Raw genomic sequence first — 15,183 nt, 5'->3', positions numbered from 1 at the left:
CCCTAAAATCGTATAGCTACGATTTATGAAATGTTAAAATCAATATGGTCATGGTGCACTTCTACATCGACCACGGTATGGGTTCCCGAAGTGGTGTCAGCTGTATCTCCGCCGGCACCGTCTTTGGCTCCGTTAAAATCCTGATCGCTATTCGTATTGAATATATCGTCAGTAGTAGATCCGGTATTCATGTCGTCAAGGCTGAAACTGAATTCAGTTTTGGAAGAGTCTATAGCTGTTCCACCAGAGTCATAACCCTTAAGCTGAAGTACGTAGTTTCCTTCAGTAAGGGATGCTCCAAAAGTCATGCTCCAGTTATCGCTGACCGCCATATCCTGAAGACCACCATAAACAGTGTCGCCATCATCAACTATGCCGTTGTTGTTGGTATCCACGTACAGGCTGGCCTTGACTGAAGAAACATCAGAATCTTTGCCTAAATCGGCGCTGTAGTTAAGATCTGATTTGTCCAAATCAATGAATTCGGATTTTGATTCGTTACCAGCCTGATCTATAGCTTTTACTTCCAAATACGCATCTCCGTCGTTTTTAAAGTAAGAGCTTCCTATGTTTCCTTTGGATAGTGTTCCTTCTCCATCTGCAGTTACATTGTGGTCTTTGTCATATGCAGTGTATTCCACTTTGTAATTATCAGATTCACTGGAGGAGACGTAACCAGAGTCTTCATAGGTAAGAACCGTTCCCAGATCATGGGTAGTGAGATTCAGGTTATCTAACGTATTATTGCTAAGCGTGAACGTGCTTGATGCTGTGTCAGAATTGTTACCGGCTTCATCGGTTGCGGTTATTGATACGGTATATTCTCCGTTGTCCAAACCATGAGTTGTATCACCGTAGTGGGGATCATGGAAATTAAAGGAGTAACTTCCGTCATCATTTACATTAATATTCTGGATGTAGTTTGTGTCTCCTGTATCTTCAGAGGAGGCTGTTCCAGCGGTATGTATGTATTCCCACGATCCGTTCGGGCCGGAGATAGTGATTTTGTATCCGATGTCGGAATAGTCACTTACTCCGACTTCGCTGAAGTTTCCGTTAAACTGAAAGGTTTCGCCGCTGGTGATGGTATCAGTGGCATCAAAACCGCGGTCTGAATCATTATCTAATGCTATATCTACGGCTGTGGGGTTGGTGTCCACTTCCATAGTAAGTGTCACATCACTAGCAGGGGCGTGGTTGCCTACATCATCGATAAATTTGATGCTGTAGGTTTTGGTCCCTTCTTCAAGAATATTATTGTTTAGCTGTGTGAGGTCCAGAGTGGCACTGCCGCTGCTGACCTGCGCACTGGTTACGAAGGTGAGGGTATAGGAACCGTCTGCCTTGAAAACCTTTTCCCAGAGTTGAACAATAGCAGTGTCTTCAGCTGTATTAACTACAAGGTCGGTTTTATTGTCATTAGTGTGAATGCTGACATTATTCGATGCATCGATTGTTGCCGTTTGATCGCCAGTCAAGCTGGTATAGTCAATGGAGGTTGCCGGAGCGGGGGGAGCTATGTCCACTTTTACAGTGAAGTCAGAACTCTGGACATTGCCCGCTTCATCAACTGTGACCAGTTTGAAATTCAGGTCATGTTCGCCATCATCAAGGGCGTGAGCAGGGTAATCTCCGGGGTTGATAGCATAGTCTGCTGCACCGTTTGAGGAAAGAAAATCCGAGTCTACAGCTGTGTAAGAGCCATCAGGATTGGCACGGTAAAGCACATAGGCGGCACCAGCCTCTCCCACAAGGTGCAGGTTTGCGTCTACCTGTCCGGTATAGAATATGTCCAGATTGCCGCTGACTCCATGCCCATCATCGTCTCCGGTAACAGAAATGTCGGGGACTCTGCTTAGTCTGCTGTCTACTGTGAAAGTCAGCGGAGTCTCACTGGTAGCAGTATTGCCCGCAGCGTCCGCAGCTATTACTTCCACTGAATAATCACCGTCTACCAGAGCAGATTGCGGAGTAAAGGACCAGTTCCCGTTTTCGTCAACCTGTGCAGTATACACTGTAGTGTGACTGTCAAAAGTTAATTTAATACTGACTTGGGCTCCCGGTTCGGCTGTGCCGACAATGGTCGGGGTGTTGTCCTTGGTTATTTCATCTGTTTTAAAGCTATCCAGCTTATCCTTATAAGTTTGCGGCAGGTTGGCGTAGACATCGATGCCATCGACAATTGTACCATCTGCAAAGAAAGAGTCACTATCCGAATCCATGTGCAGGGTCGGCGTGATGGTACTGCTATCCACTTCGAGAATATTATTGGAGGTGGAGGAGCTTGTGTTGCCTGCTCTGTCCGTGGTGGTCACAGTCAGTTGGTACTGGCCGTCCATCTTTTTTCCGCTACTATCGGTCAGGATGGTAGTGCTGTAACTTCCACTGGAGGTGTCATCTCTTGGAATATTGTATTCAGTAACGTCTAAACTATCGACAAAGTATGTTTTGCCGTTAGCGGTGATGATGCTGTCAGCATTCACAGTGTGGCTGTCACCGTGTTTGTCTGTGTATGTGTACTTACCGGTCCCGCTGTCCAGAGTTGCAGTGTATGTTCGTGCCGCCTCGATTTTAACAGTGGCTTCAGCTTCTACGTCTCCGGTAATGGTCGGGTCGTTGGTGATCCAGTCTGTTCCTGCATCAGCAATAGTACCGGTATCATTGCCGAGGCTGATTTCCGGCAATTCTATGGTGTTGTCGATGTGAAGGGTATAGACAGATGAGTCTTCACCATCACAAGTGACAATGTAGTGGTAATCTCCTGCATCCGGATTGGAAGTAAAGGGGAGTTCCCATGTACCGTCTTCCTTGGCAGTAGTTGTTCCCATAGAGGTGCGGGATGCAACCTTACCCTGTGCATCAAGGGTTACTCTAAAAATTTCAACGCTGTAAGTTGCCATGGCAGATCCGGTCAGGGTGAGGTTGTGAGCCTGATCTGCTGTAGCATTTTCATTTCCTGTGTCAGCGGCTGCGATTTTTTGCAGGCTGGTGTAGGAATATGTATGCCCTGTGTCGGTCTCCCCGGTAATGTCTGCGTTAAGCAGTTCAATCTGCGGAGCGATGGTATCCTGCTTAACTGTGAATTCGAAGGAGTCTTTGCTTTCGTTACCGGCGGCATCCTTACTGGAAATAGTGGCGGTGTAGGTTCCTTTTTTGAGAAATCCGTTACCTTCGCCGAATTGATAAGACCATGTACCGTCATTTGTGGTGATGTCTTTAACGTCTATGACTTTGGAATAACCATTTTCGGGGCATTCAATTGTGATGGTTGTGGTTCCGTATGCCTCATCATCGTATGTTCCCTCAAATCTGGGTGAAAGGTCGCGCACATTATTCAGGGCATCGCCGCTGATAATTTGTGTGTTTCCGTCATCAGTCATCCAGATTTCGGGAGCATCCGGCGGAGTGTTATCGTGGTGGAATTCGACGGTCTTGGCTTCAAGGTTACCGGCCTGATCTTCAGAAACAATTACCACACGGTAATATTTGTCTTCCTGTGCGGTGCCGAAAGATGGCTCGGCTGTCCAGTTACCGGCTGCATCCACGCTGACCAAACCACTTTCCAGAAGGGATTTATTGCTTCCGGTATTGATGTAGGTGCGCAGAGCGGCAGTATCAAGCCCGGTTGGATCATTTGCGCTATCTGCATCAAAGGCTGCTTTTGAGTCATAGCTCAAAACCATCATGCGAACCTGACTTCCTTTTTCCGCAGTACCGCTAATGTCGGGATTGGAATCCTTGGTAAGGTTTATGCCGTCAGCATCTGTTACGACTGTGGCACCTCCTTCCGGGGAGTAAGCAACGGTAAGGTCCGCAGCGTCATAGCTGGCATCAATGGAAACATTTTTGGTGACGGTGTCGCTGGGGTTTCCTGCCGCGTCCTGTACAACAAATTCAAAAGTGTATTCCTTGCCGTCAGCAAGAGTGAGGTCCCCGGTATCAACTGAAGCCATAGCCTTGTCTGCGTCACTGTCGTAGGTGACGGTCTGCTTGCTGGATTCGATCTTGTGACCGTTTTCATCCAGCTGCCAATAAGTCATGGTTACCGAAGTTCCTGTTCCTTTGGTGATAATGAATTTTGGTTCAGTATCAAAGGTTACACCGTCTTCTGCTCCGTTAGGTGTGGAAAAAAGCAGGGGAGCTGAGTCTTCGTCCATCGCAATCGAAGGAGATTCAGGCTTGGCTGCAATTGTCAGCGGCATGCTGGTTACATCGGTGTTCCCGGCTATATCGGTAATCTCTGCCGTAACTGCGTAGGTCCCCGAAGCTAGAGCATCAGGTGTGATTTCCCAATCACCGTTGGCTCCGGCCATCATTGCCGCAGCAGCGTAGACCACTATCTGGTTGCCATCGCCGTCCAGAAGAGGTGTGCCGTTAGAGTCGACCTTAATGATGCGAACTTCAACTTTGGCGTTGGGTTCGGTCTTACCTTTCAGGCTTGGATTGGGAATGGTGGTGATGTTGTCACCAAGTTCTCCGGTGTCCGATCCGGCTTTGAATTCAATAGATCCGGTATCAATGGTCTGGTCAATTACCAGAGTTTCATCGATCTCACTTGAGTTTCCGGCTGTGTCGGTCACTGTGATTTTTATACTGTTCGGATTGTCAGCACCTTCAGTGAGCCTACCGTTCTCGATATTCAATGAGGAGAGATCCAGAACAGCTTTTCCGGCATTTAATTCATCAGCTGTAACTTCGCGGCTGACGACCTGTTGTCCGTTCACTACAAGGGTGATGGTTCCGGCTTCATTGACATCAACATCAATTTTGAGGTTGTCATCAAGATTGGTGATCCAGTCTGTTTCACTACGTCCGGTGTCCATGCTGTCTCCGCCTGCGTCATCGGCAAGGGCGGCACTTATTACCGGAGGAGTGCGGTCAATGGTAATATCGATTGTCTCGTCACCGGAAGGTTCAGTGGTGATGTTTCCGGCGGCATCTTCTACTTCAATTTTGAAGGAGTGCTTGCCTTCTGAAATGTATTTATCGGGATTGGCGGCATTACCCAAATTGAATGACCAGCTGTATCCTGTGCTGGCATCGCCGTTCACCGTAGCTGTACCAATTTCGTTTTTGGTGCCGGTGGAGTCCACTTCGTACACGCGTACAACCGGGGCAGTAACGCTAACACTGGTTGTGATGCCGTCATTGAAATCACCACTCAAGGTTAATGCCTTGGCGTTGGAGGCTGCTTCATCCGCATATACTTCTGCGGTTTCAGCATTTTTGATAACGATATCTGCGTTCTCAGGTGCCTTATCATCAAGAACCATGGTGTAGACTGGAGAAGTGTTGGTGTTCCCGGCTTCGTCTGTTGCCACGGTGATGAACTGAAGCTGAGTTTCCTGATCATTGTAAGCAGATGCGTCATAAGTAACGACATCACCGTTAACGACTTTACCGGAGCTGATCAATTTACCGAAGTTTCCGTTGCCGAGGTCCACTGCATCAGCATCGGTTGAATCAACCACCACGTAAACTTTAAGAGTAGCGTCATCATCAGCGGTTACTTTCAGTTTGATATCGTGGCTTTCGGTTCCGCCGGAAGTAATAAAATCAGTAATATCATCACCCACTGCCGCAGTGTCAGTGGAGGCATCCAGCTCGATGCTGGGAGCATTGGTCTGCTGGTCCGAAGTAAAGGTCATCACTTTGGAGGTGGATATGTTTCCGGCAGCATCTTCCACTGTGACGTAGTAGGAATAATTCTGGTCGTGGACCACTCCGGTCTTATCATAAGACCATTTGTAATTCTCGCCGTCTGCTACAATGGAAAGAGCTGTCCCGGCTGCTTTGCTGTGAGTAATTTCAGTGGCATTGCTGCCGTCAGCGTTGCACTCGTACAGGGTTACAATTACTTTGTCAGGGCTCTCTTCAATAAGCCCTTTCAAGGTAACGGTAGATCCGGTTACCGAGGTGGAAAGTCCGTGCGCAGTAGTAGTGGTTTCAAGAGCTCCCTCAACTTCAATGCTGGATTGAGTGGGGTCGGTGTTATCAACCTGTACAACTAATTCAGCGCTTTTATCGTTGCCTGCCGCATCACTGATTTCGGCTTTAAATGTGACATTTTCGGTTCCGGATGTCCCATGACTGTTGGCGTCATAGCTGTAGGTCCAATTTCCGTCTACATCGGCATCAACAGTGGCAATTTTAGTGTAAGTATCCCCGTCCTTACGATAAATATCTACTTTGGCAGCACGTCCAGCATTTCCGCCGCTCAGATTCAGAAAGCCTTCTCCGTTAGGATCACTGGCTTTGGTTCCGTGAGTGTAGTCATCTGTGTGATTTCCCAAAAGACCATCTCTTGCGGCTGAATCACTGTCAGCATCAAGTTCAATAGTTATGTCTTCAGTAGGGGCTGTACGGTCAATTTCTACTTCAAGCTTGGAGAAGGGTGTCTTTGTGTTACCCGCCATATCAGTAACTTCGACGATAAATTCGTAATGCCCATCAGTGTCTATAACTGAATTGTTTACCTGATATACCCAAGTCCCGCCTTCTAGCTTAGCTGCACCTAACTTGGTTGTAGTGTTGTCACTATTAAACAAAAAGACTTCTACAAGACGTGCGGCACTATCAACACCCTCAATGTTGAGGGTGATTGTTTCAGTGTTGGTGATTGTGTCATCAACTGAACCACCTCCATCAATATCAATTGAGTTACTTGCTTCAGAGGAATCAAGTTTGATTTCAGCTGTGGGGGTGTAGCTTGTTTTTACGATAACATTTGAAACTTCTACTGCCGTGGAGGATTCGTTTCCAGCAATATCAACTGCTTTTGCAGTAAATGTGTAGGTCCCATCATCTAATTCTCTAGGAATTTGAAAACTCCAAACGCCATTGCTATCTACAGTTGCCGGACCTAGAAGTTCATCTCCATTGTATATATTGAGGGTCGTATTGGCTTCCCCATCAGTACCTTTCAGCCAAGGCTTATTGTTGTTTGTATATATTTTGCCCGCATCTGCATCAAGAGTTATAGCTGATGGGTCTTTTGAGGCCGTAGAGTCTATATTTATTTCTGATGGTACCGCTGGATTGGTGGTATCAACTTGTATAGTTAAGACACTTGATTTTGAAGTCTGAGTTCCGTCTGAAGAAGTCACTTCTGCATAGAATTTATGAGCATCATCACTTAAAGCTGCACTGGTGAATGTGAAATTTCCATCCTTGTCAGCCTCTACTGTGTCGATGGGATCAGTTTCGCCTTCTCGGTATATTTTGACTTTTGAATACGGATCAGCAGTTCCTTCAAGAGTGGGGGAGTCATCATTCGTTATTCTGTCTGTTTGACTAACCCCGGAGTCAGAGCTTTCAGCTAGCGTTAAGGTTGTTGTTCCTAGCTTATCATTTGAGTCTTGTTTATCACCATCTTGTTTGTCGTCTTCTTTATTTTCATCTTTTTTATCTTCTTCTATTACTTCTTTTTCTTCCTTGCCTTCTTTTTTCTCATCATGCTCATTCTCTTCAGCATCGATCTTCTCAATAGGATCAGGAGTACTGGACAAACTCTGCTCTTGCGCGAATTTGTTGATATCATCAAACATGCGCTGCTGGGTCTTGAGAATGTCGTCAGTGGGGTCTGTGACGAGTGCAGCCTGAGCGTTCAGGAGTTCTCCTTCGCCGAGGTTGCCCTCGTCGGAGTTACCTTCCTCTTCGTCCGAGGGAGTGGAATCGTCAGTTACAGCTTCCCATTCAGGGGCTTCCTCATCCTGCTTATCCATGTCCGGCATTTCGGAACGATGAAATAAGCTTGGGGAGTCGAGGGACTGGCCGTTGGAGAATTCCATGTTGACCTGTCCATCAAGACTCATGATGTTACCGACAAAGAGAAAGACCTGTTCTTCATTGGTCTGTTTGTTGACCAGAATAAGGTCGGCACCCTTGAGGATATAGTTGTAGTCGTCGGGTGATCCTTGAACGTTATAAACTGTCGACGGAGAAACTTTCTGAGCGTCAGCCATGATTATTCACCTTTAGCAGAGTAGAGAGAATTACTGTTTTCAAATGGAACTTCTTCCACCGGGAGCCCCAGAATTTCGGGGAGTCTGCCTTGTTCGAGAAAAATGTTGAGTGCCGCACGGATTCTGGCGTAGCGGGCATTTACTTCGCGCACAGCTGCGCTTGTTTGCCCTTCGCGGGCGGTAATAAGATCAAGAAGGGTTCTGATGCCGAGATCAAACTCGCTCAAATAGAGGCTCATGAGGTTGATACTTGCGTCATAGGCATCGCGGGCAAGTTCAAATTCTTTTTCAGATGATTTGTAAGCATTGAAGGCATCGGAAAGAATGTTCTGAACCTCAAGCTCAGTTGCTTCCTTGGTAGCCTGTAATCTTTTAAGGACGGCTTCTTCCCTTTTTACGCCTTCATCTGTGGCATAGCCGTTAAACAGGTTCCAGTTGACGGTGAGCTGTGCATCAAGAGCATTTTCGTAACCGTCATATTTCTTAAATTCACTTTTGGCCTGTAATCTGTACCCGAAAGAGGGGTAGTAGTTGGCTTCCACAGTGGAAACCGCTTTTTTCTGTGATTCAATCTCAGCATCGTAAGCCCTGAGGTTTACGTTGTTGGCTTTGGCTATTTCGTAGGCACCTTCAAGGGTTTCTGAAATTTCCATCTTAGCCATTGAGATGTCTGTTTCAACTTCATTAACCGGCTGTTTGATGATGTTTTCAAGAAGCAGTCTGGCTGTCTTGAGCTGCTGCTTCTGTACAGTTACCTGAGATTCTGTGGACCGCAGCGATACTTCCACTTTGCGGGCATCAGCCTTGGAGGAGATACCGGCATTGTAGCGTTCCCAGAAAGTCTTCAACAGTTTGTTATAGAATTCCAGAGAGTTGTTGTAGACTTGCAAGGTTTCCTGCGCCTGCATCACGCTCAGGTAGGAGTTGATGGCAAGGGCGGCGATGTCTTCCTGTGTGCGTGCCAAACGGTACTTGGCACCTACCGCCTTCATCTTTGCACTGTCTACGCTGTCATCGAGACCGCCGAAGTTGAAGAAGGTCTGGGTCATGGCTACAGAGGATTGACCGTAGCTGGTGGTATCGGTGTCAAGATTGTGCGAGGGACCAGCCTGTGCAGTGAAGTCGATCCTAGGCATGTAAACCTGACGGGCCATGCCGTACTCGGCAGTCTTTTCAAGCAAAGAATACCGGGATGATGCCACCAAAGGATGGTTGCCCACAGCCAGTTCACAAGCCCGCTGCAAGGTCAGGGTAGTTGCATTTGCAGCATTTGGGCTGTTTTCCTGCAAGGAAGATCCTTTTACACCGGGGTCTTCAATTTTGATGACTCCCTGTTTAAAGGATTCAATATCTTCAGCATTTTTGTATTCTTTATTCTTATTCTCCAGATCAGAAAGGCTTACTGTTTCCATTGAGGTTTCCACTACAGGCTGGGGAGGGGTGCCTTCTGTGGAGTTATCAGCAAAAGAAACATTGCTCTGAATGGTAAGGAGTGTACAAAGAATGCAAGCTGTTCCAAATTTTTTAATCATATGCGCAGACATGTTTTTCACCCGAAGTATTTAGTAACAGCTTAATTTTTATGATGTCTTTCATTCATAATATTCATGGTCTCGATGCTCCTTTCCAAAGCGGTGACCATCTGGCGCGACTCTTTGATCAGTCTTCCGGTCAGTTCATTGCCGAGACCGATTTCTTTGGTGGTTTCCATAGACTGATCCTGAACAGTATTAATAGCTTCGGCTGAGCGTTGCTGAAGCAGGGTCAGTTTCAACAGGAACTTGTTAGTGTTTTCAAGTGATTCAAGTAACGCTACGTTGTTCTTTTCTAACTGGGTGGAGATCGCTGCCATCTGGCTGCCCAGGTCCAGATCAGGAGAAACTGTGCCTGCATTGCCGGATTTGCTTGCAGCGTATTCTGTTTTTTCGTTCAGCCAATTCTCAAGACGTTGTTTGAGCTGGTCATGCATGCGACCAATAAGGATAGAAAGAACACCTACAACAGCACTGCCCGCAAGACCGAACAGAGAGGTTGAAAAAGCTGTACCCATTCCTGCCATCGGGGTTTTCAATTCAACAATAAGCTGAATCATAACCTGCATGATGGAAGTGTCGCTGGAGTCGGTCAGACCTCCGGCAAGGGTAGAAAGGATGTCACCCATTGATTGCAGGGTCAGGGTCAGTCCAAGGAAAGTTCCCATGAGGCCGAGCAGGACAAGAAATCCGCTCAGAAAAGAAATCAAGGATGAACGTGAAGAAATATTTTGTTCAAGGCTTTCTATAATGGAACGGCTGTCACTGGACGATCTAACGATCAGCACGCCATTTTCTTTAATGGAGCAACCTATGGAAACAAGTACGTTTCCGAGCAATCCTTTGTTCAAATCATCCAATTCAAAGGTGCTTTCTTCAGGTTTCTCGCACCAGTCAGTGAAGGCTGCGAAAAGTTTCATATCTCTGCGTACCGAAAAGATATAGCGGAAGGCTGTGAAGACACTCCCTGCAAATACAGTAAGGATAATGGAGTTGATTATTTCTGATGTAGCGAAGAGAGTTTTCAAAAAGGCAAAACTAATTACCACGCTGATGATAACTGCAAGAAGTACGAAGATTGATAAAGTTAAATATAGTCTATATTTATTGCTGTTGTAAGCCATTGCTGTTCAATTCCTTTTTGTTCTTATCTAGAAAATAATGCCAGTTCGACACTACATCGCTATAAAAGAATTATAATCAAATGAAAAGTTCTAAAGAAAGTTTATAATACGATTTTAGGGCAGTTATACCGATTGAATGTTCGGGTATAATTGCTTTTAGCAGGAAATACGGTGACGATGCTTGAAGGCGATTGAAGGTTGTTCAATCTTGCATGAGAATAGGGTGTGTTCTGGACGTAAGATGTCCAGAACATAAAGAAAAGTGGTTTCCACAGACTCCCTCCCCGGATCGGTGAAATTGTATTAATAATAGAGCTTGTATTGTTTGTTATATAATTGTGCTACTGAAGATATATATTTACATTATTTCTAAGCAAATGTGAAGCCCCTCCCTATATTTTCTTAATACTTATTGCAAGAGAAAAATGCATTAATGAATGTATGTTTTTAAGTGTCTAAAAAATAAGGATTATGTGAGGGGATGCATAATCCTTATTTCTCTTTTTTACTCAAATCTAAGCGCGGATTGTTGCTATGTGTACTCCAATTTTAACACTGGTTTCGAAACCGTTACCTGTGTTTGCGAGAATGTCGGCATCAATCTGAGCTTTGTCTTTTTCCAAAAGCATTATGACGGTTGAGCCGCCGAATTTAAACCATCCTTTTTCCTGACCTTTCTTGACGTCACTATCAGGCGTGTAGGTCTGTTCAATGGAACCGACCATGGTTGCGCCTACTTCACAAAGTAGAATGTCTCCAGCTGCTGGAGTTTTAAGGATGCTGTATTCTCTTTTGTTTTCCCAATATACGTTAAGCATATTCTTAACTGCATAAGGTGATACTGAGAAATATTCCCCGTTGATAAGGGTGGAAGCAGAAGCTTTACCTTCAGCCGGGAAGTGGAAGCGGTGATAATCAACCGGTGCAAGACGAATGATCAGCAGTGTTCCACCTTCGTACTTATTGCTGAGCATGCTGTTTTGCAGGAATTTATCAAGTGAAAATTGCTGCCCTTTTACAAAAAAGGAATCAAGGCCGCGGATGTTTTCGAAGGCAAGTATTTTACCGTCTGCCGGAGAAACTATTGAGTCGGGAGCATTATCAATCGGTCTGGCTTCAGGCTTAAGTTCGCGGATAAAGAAGTCGTTGAATGAATCATAATCTTCCACCGGACGGGTGGCTTCATCCATGTCGATCCCCAAGTCTTTTACGAAACCGGGGATTTTTGCTTTTGAGTCCGCAGTGTCCATTTTTTTGCCATACCATTTGGATATAAACTTTCTTTTAACTATCCCGTGCAGGGCCAGTTTCCCTAATGGATTGTGGTAAAGCCATTTCAGCCATCCTTCTCCAGGAACGGTTTCTTTTTGAAGTTGTCCCGATTCGCGATCAATGTATTCTATATAATCCATATTGTGCCTCGTGTTTGTTCTTTTGGATTGAGGCGATTGATAGCACTTGAAGGGTGGTGCGTCAATAAAGAAAAACGAAGAACTCATATGAGTCCTTCGTTTTTCTGATCTAGAACTTGCTGACGAGATTTATTCTAGGCGGGGTGCGCTGTACTGTGCGTTGATACTGTACTGCCGGGTGTCCGAAGATCATTGTGTATCCGATAGCATGATCTTCGGGCACTCCTAGTCTTCCGGCCAGCTCGGGGAAGAAATCGTCTACGCACCATTTGAGCATGCCGTCCCACAGGGTTCCGACCCCCATGGATTGAGCAAGCAGGTCAAAAGTTGTTAAGGCAATCAGGCAATCCTCCTTAGGCAGGGGGACGTTATTTGATGCACTGGCAACGAGAATATGAGGAGCGCCGCGAAGAATGATATCCATATCATGGTTAGTGTATGCTCCATGTGCCATTTTCAGGTACTGGAAGCGCATGTCGTTTTCATCAAAGTCTGAATTGCTAAGCAGCTTGCCGACTTTGGTGTAGATCTCTTTGCGCAATTCTTCTGTTGCTTCAGCCGTGGTAGTGGCGGTGAAGAATACGCCTTGTGCGTTGACTCCGGTAGGTGCGTGAAAAGATGTTTCGAGCAGCTTTGTGATGGTTTTTTCATCAAGGGCTTTCTTTTTGTACTTACGAATTGAGCGTCGACCCTTGATAAGGGCTTCCATGGAGTGAGCGGTGGGCAGTTCGTATTGCAGTTCAATGCTGTTGTCAGGGTTTACGCCCATGATTCATATGGCGGCAGTAGGACAGATAGCCAGACAGACGCGCAGGCATTTGTTCTCGTCCTGAATTACCGGGAAATCTCCTTCCTGCATGGATATGCACATGGGGGGACAGTCTGTGATGCACTTACCGCACCGGATGCAGCGGTCTTCGTTTACTTTGAAATTGAGCATAATTTTCCCTTGTCGTTATTGAGTTTATGTAGGTTAGGGCGCAAGTTTCACCAAATATTATAAAGAACTATTTTCCTGTGTCATCAGATAAATGTCAGAAGCTTAAAATCAAAATTTCTATCATTAGTTTCGGGCATAATTGTTTTCTTAATTGTCTGATCTTTTATGCTAAAAACAGTGATTAATTAACTTATAGTTTGTAACGCGTAAAACAATTAATCTTGTCCATACTATTATTTGTAAAATTAAAATGAATATTGTGAATGCTATTTAGCTGTGTTTTATTGACATTGCCTAGTATTTGGTTAATTTGCCAAATATAAACATAAAAGGAGTATGACATGAAAATTCAAGTTCTCGGACCCGGTTGTCCCAAGTGTGCCAAGGCGGAAAAGATTGTACAGGAAGCGGTTGCAGAAAGTGGGATTCAGGCTGAAGTCGTAAAAATCAGCGATTTTCAGGAAATTGCCATGATGGGTGTTTTTTCCACTCCTGCAGTTGCTATAGATGGTGAAGTAAAGGTTATGGGCAAGGTGCCCAGTAAGAATGAAGTGCTCAAGTGGCTGAAATAATCAAGCTTGAGGAGTAAGCATGCCTAAGAGAATTTTTGTTTTGATAGGTTGTCTGCTGGTTCTGGGAATGTGCCTTGGCGCATGCAGCGCAGATGCTGAGGACCGTGAAACGGCAGGAATCGCAGCTTCCGATCTAATTTCAGGTAAACCGCATGAGCTTCCCATTACCGGCATGGTAACTATGGTCGATATCGGTGCCCACGCCTGTGTGCCCTGTAAAATGATGACTCCGGTGATTGAGGAATTGTCCAAGGAGTATGATGGGCGGGCCGCAATTGCTTTCATTGACGTATGGGAATATCGCGAAGAGGCGGCTAAATACAATATCCGTTCTATTCCAACGCAGATATTCTATGATGCTGATGGTAAGGAACAATATCGCCATGTAGGTTTTTTGGATAAGAAGAGCATTGTGGCGAAGTTGAAAGAGCTGGGCGTCCGGTAAGGATATGGATCAGTTTCTGGTTGCCATTAACAGCTGGATTGTAAGCGGCACGGCTTGGGCTGAGCTCGGCTGTCTTCTTTGGGGCATGGTGAGTGTTTTGTTTTCACCATGCCATCTGGCCTCAATTCCACTTATTGTCGGCTACGTGGGCGGGCAGAACGAGCTTGTGCAAGGGCGCAGGGCCTCGGTTTATGCCGGATTGTTTACTCTTGGACTGTTCATAACCATCGCGCTGATCGGTATTACCTGTGCCTTTTTGGGCCGGATGATGGGCGATGTTGGGCCTTGGTGGACGGTTTTGGTTGGGCTTATCCTGCTTTGGGTAGCTGCGGATATGCTTGGTCTAGCAACATGTTCCATATCCGGCAGCTTGATGGGGCATCTTAAGTTGAAAGGATACAGCGGTGCTTTTGTACTTGGTTTGGCATATGGTATCCTGTCCGGTTCATGCACTTTTGGTTTTGTTGCCCCTATTCTGGCGATTATTACCGTGCAGGGCGATGTTGCAGTCGGAATGCTGCTTATAGTTCTCTTCGGAATAGGTCATTGCCTACCCATAGCTGTTGCGGGGAGTTCCACTGCTTTGGTCAGACGTATGATTGAAAGCAGCAGTTGGCAGCAGGGTGGTAGTGTTTTTCGCAAGCTGGCCGGGGTAACTGTCGGATTGATGGGTTTGTATTTTGTGATTCGTCCTGTTTTATGAGCTTTATTTTTGGATAAATTGTTAGCTGTATGTATGTTGACATATTTGTGTAAGCGCATAAAACTTCGGTATGGAAAAAATAGCAGAATGTTTGAAAGCCCTCTCTGATCCAACCCGATTACGGGTCATCCGTTTGCTTGAGCGTGGAGAATTGTGCGTTTGTGATTTGATGGAAGGTTTAGATCTTCCGCAATCCAAGGTTTCCCGTCACATGTCTTTCTTGAAAAATTCAGGATGGGTGACCGGCGTAAGAAGAGGAAAGTGGGTTTATTACAGTCTGGCCGAACCGGAAGATTCAATTCAGCGTCGTGTTTTGGAGGTTCTGCGTGAAGGTCTCCAGCAAGTCCCCCAAGCCGAAGAGGATTATAAGCGTTTGTGCAGCTATCTTGAAACCAAGGTAACCGAAAGTTGTTAATTACGAGGCCGTTTTTTTTGAAACGGCCTTTTTTTGTCCATTCCCTTTTCAGGCCTTTGGTCGTGCATATTAGTAT

At 45.8% G+C, this 15,183-nt stretch carries 10 protein-coding genes; 4 read left to right on the top strand and 6 right to left on the bottom strand.

Features of this window, described 5'->3' with window-relative positions; all coding sequences use genetic code 11:
- Positions 1–23: 23 nt before the first annotated feature.
- The 6 genes from DESAL_RS11115 to DESAL_RS20065 form a co-directional block, all read right to left on the bottom strand.
- On the bottom strand, positions 24–7,964 hold the full coding sequence (locus tag DESAL_RS11115) for an Ig-like domain-containing protein (protein ID WP_015852083.1): 7,941 nt from the start codon (positions 7,962–7,964) through the stop codon (positions 24–26).
- A gap of 2 nt (positions 7,965–7,966) precedes the next feature.
- Positions 7,967–9,508 carry a TolC family protein gene (locus DESAL_RS11110; protein WP_015852082.1) on the bottom strand — a complete coding sequence of 514 codons (1,542 nt, stop codon included), beginning with the start codon at positions 9,506–9,508 and terminating at the stop codon, positions 7,967–7,969.
- Positions 9,509–9,537: 29 nt separating this feature from the next.
- A complete protein-coding gene (locus tag DESAL_RS11105) occupies positions 9,538–10,620 on the bottom strand; it encodes a hypothetical protein (protein ID WP_015852081.1) in 1,083 nt (360 codons plus the stop codon).
- Between the two features lie 515 nt (positions 10,621–11,135).
- On the bottom strand, positions 11,136–12,032 hold the full coding sequence (locus DESAL_RS11100; protein WP_015852080.1) for a phosphatidylserine decarboxylase: 897 nt from the start codon (positions 12,030–12,032) through the stop codon (positions 11,136–11,138).
- Between the two features lie 109 nt (positions 12,033–12,141).
- Positions 12,142–12,801 carry a nitroreductase family protein gene (locus tag DESAL_RS11095; protein WP_049760020.1) on the bottom strand — a complete coding sequence of 220 codons (660 nt, stop codon included), beginning with the start codon at positions 12,799–12,801 and terminating at the stop codon, positions 12,142–12,144.
- Positions 12,802–12,804: 3 nt separating this feature from the next.
- Entirely contained in the window at positions 12,805–12,972 is a 168-nt protein-coding gene (locus DESAL_RS20065) for a 4Fe-4S binding protein (protein ID WP_081434594.1), read from the bottom strand.
- 341 nt (positions 12,973–13,313) lie between these two features.
- Here DESAL_RS20065 and DESAL_RS11090 point away from each other — a divergent pair, with 341 nt between their 5' ends.
- The 4 genes from DESAL_RS11090 (at position 13,314) to DESAL_RS11075 (ending at position 15,107) form a co-directional block, all read left to right on the top strand.
- The gene (locus DESAL_RS11090; protein WP_015852079.1) at positions 13,314–13,544 is read left to right on the top strand and encodes a thioredoxin family protein; all 231 of its coding nucleotides are present in this window, start codon (positions 13,314–13,316) and stop codon (positions 13,542–13,544) included.
- A gap of 19 nt (positions 13,545–13,563) precedes the next feature.
- The gene (locus tag DESAL_RS11085) at positions 13,564–13,989 is read left to right on the top strand and encodes a thioredoxin family protein (RefSeq protein WP_015852078.1); all 426 of its coding nucleotides are present in this window, start codon (positions 13,564–13,566) and stop codon (positions 13,987–13,989) included.
- Positions 13,990–13,993: 4 nt separating this feature from the next.
- Positions 13,994–14,692: a cytochrome c biogenesis CcdA family protein gene (locus DESAL_RS11080; RefSeq protein ID WP_015852077.1), complete on the top strand. Its 699-nt coding sequence runs from the start codon at positions 13,994–13,996 to the stop codon at positions 14,690–14,692.
- Positions 14,693–14,762: 70 nt separating this feature from the next.
- The gene (locus DESAL_RS11075; RefSeq protein ID WP_015852076.1) at positions 14,763–15,107 is read left to right on the top strand and encodes an ArsR/SmtB family transcription factor; all 345 of its coding nucleotides are present in this window, start codon (positions 14,763–14,765) and stop codon (positions 15,105–15,107) included.
- Positions 15,108–15,183 lie beyond the last annotated feature (76 nt).

This window comes from Maridesulfovibrio salexigens DSM 2638 (assembly GCF_000023445.1).
Taxonomy (GTDB): Bacteria; Desulfobacterota; Desulfovibrionia; order Desulfovibrionales; family Desulfovibrionaceae; genus Maridesulfovibrio; species Maridesulfovibrio salexigens.
Note: the sequence above shows the minus strand (reverse complement) of the source record. Positions and strands in the feature narration are given on the sequence as shown.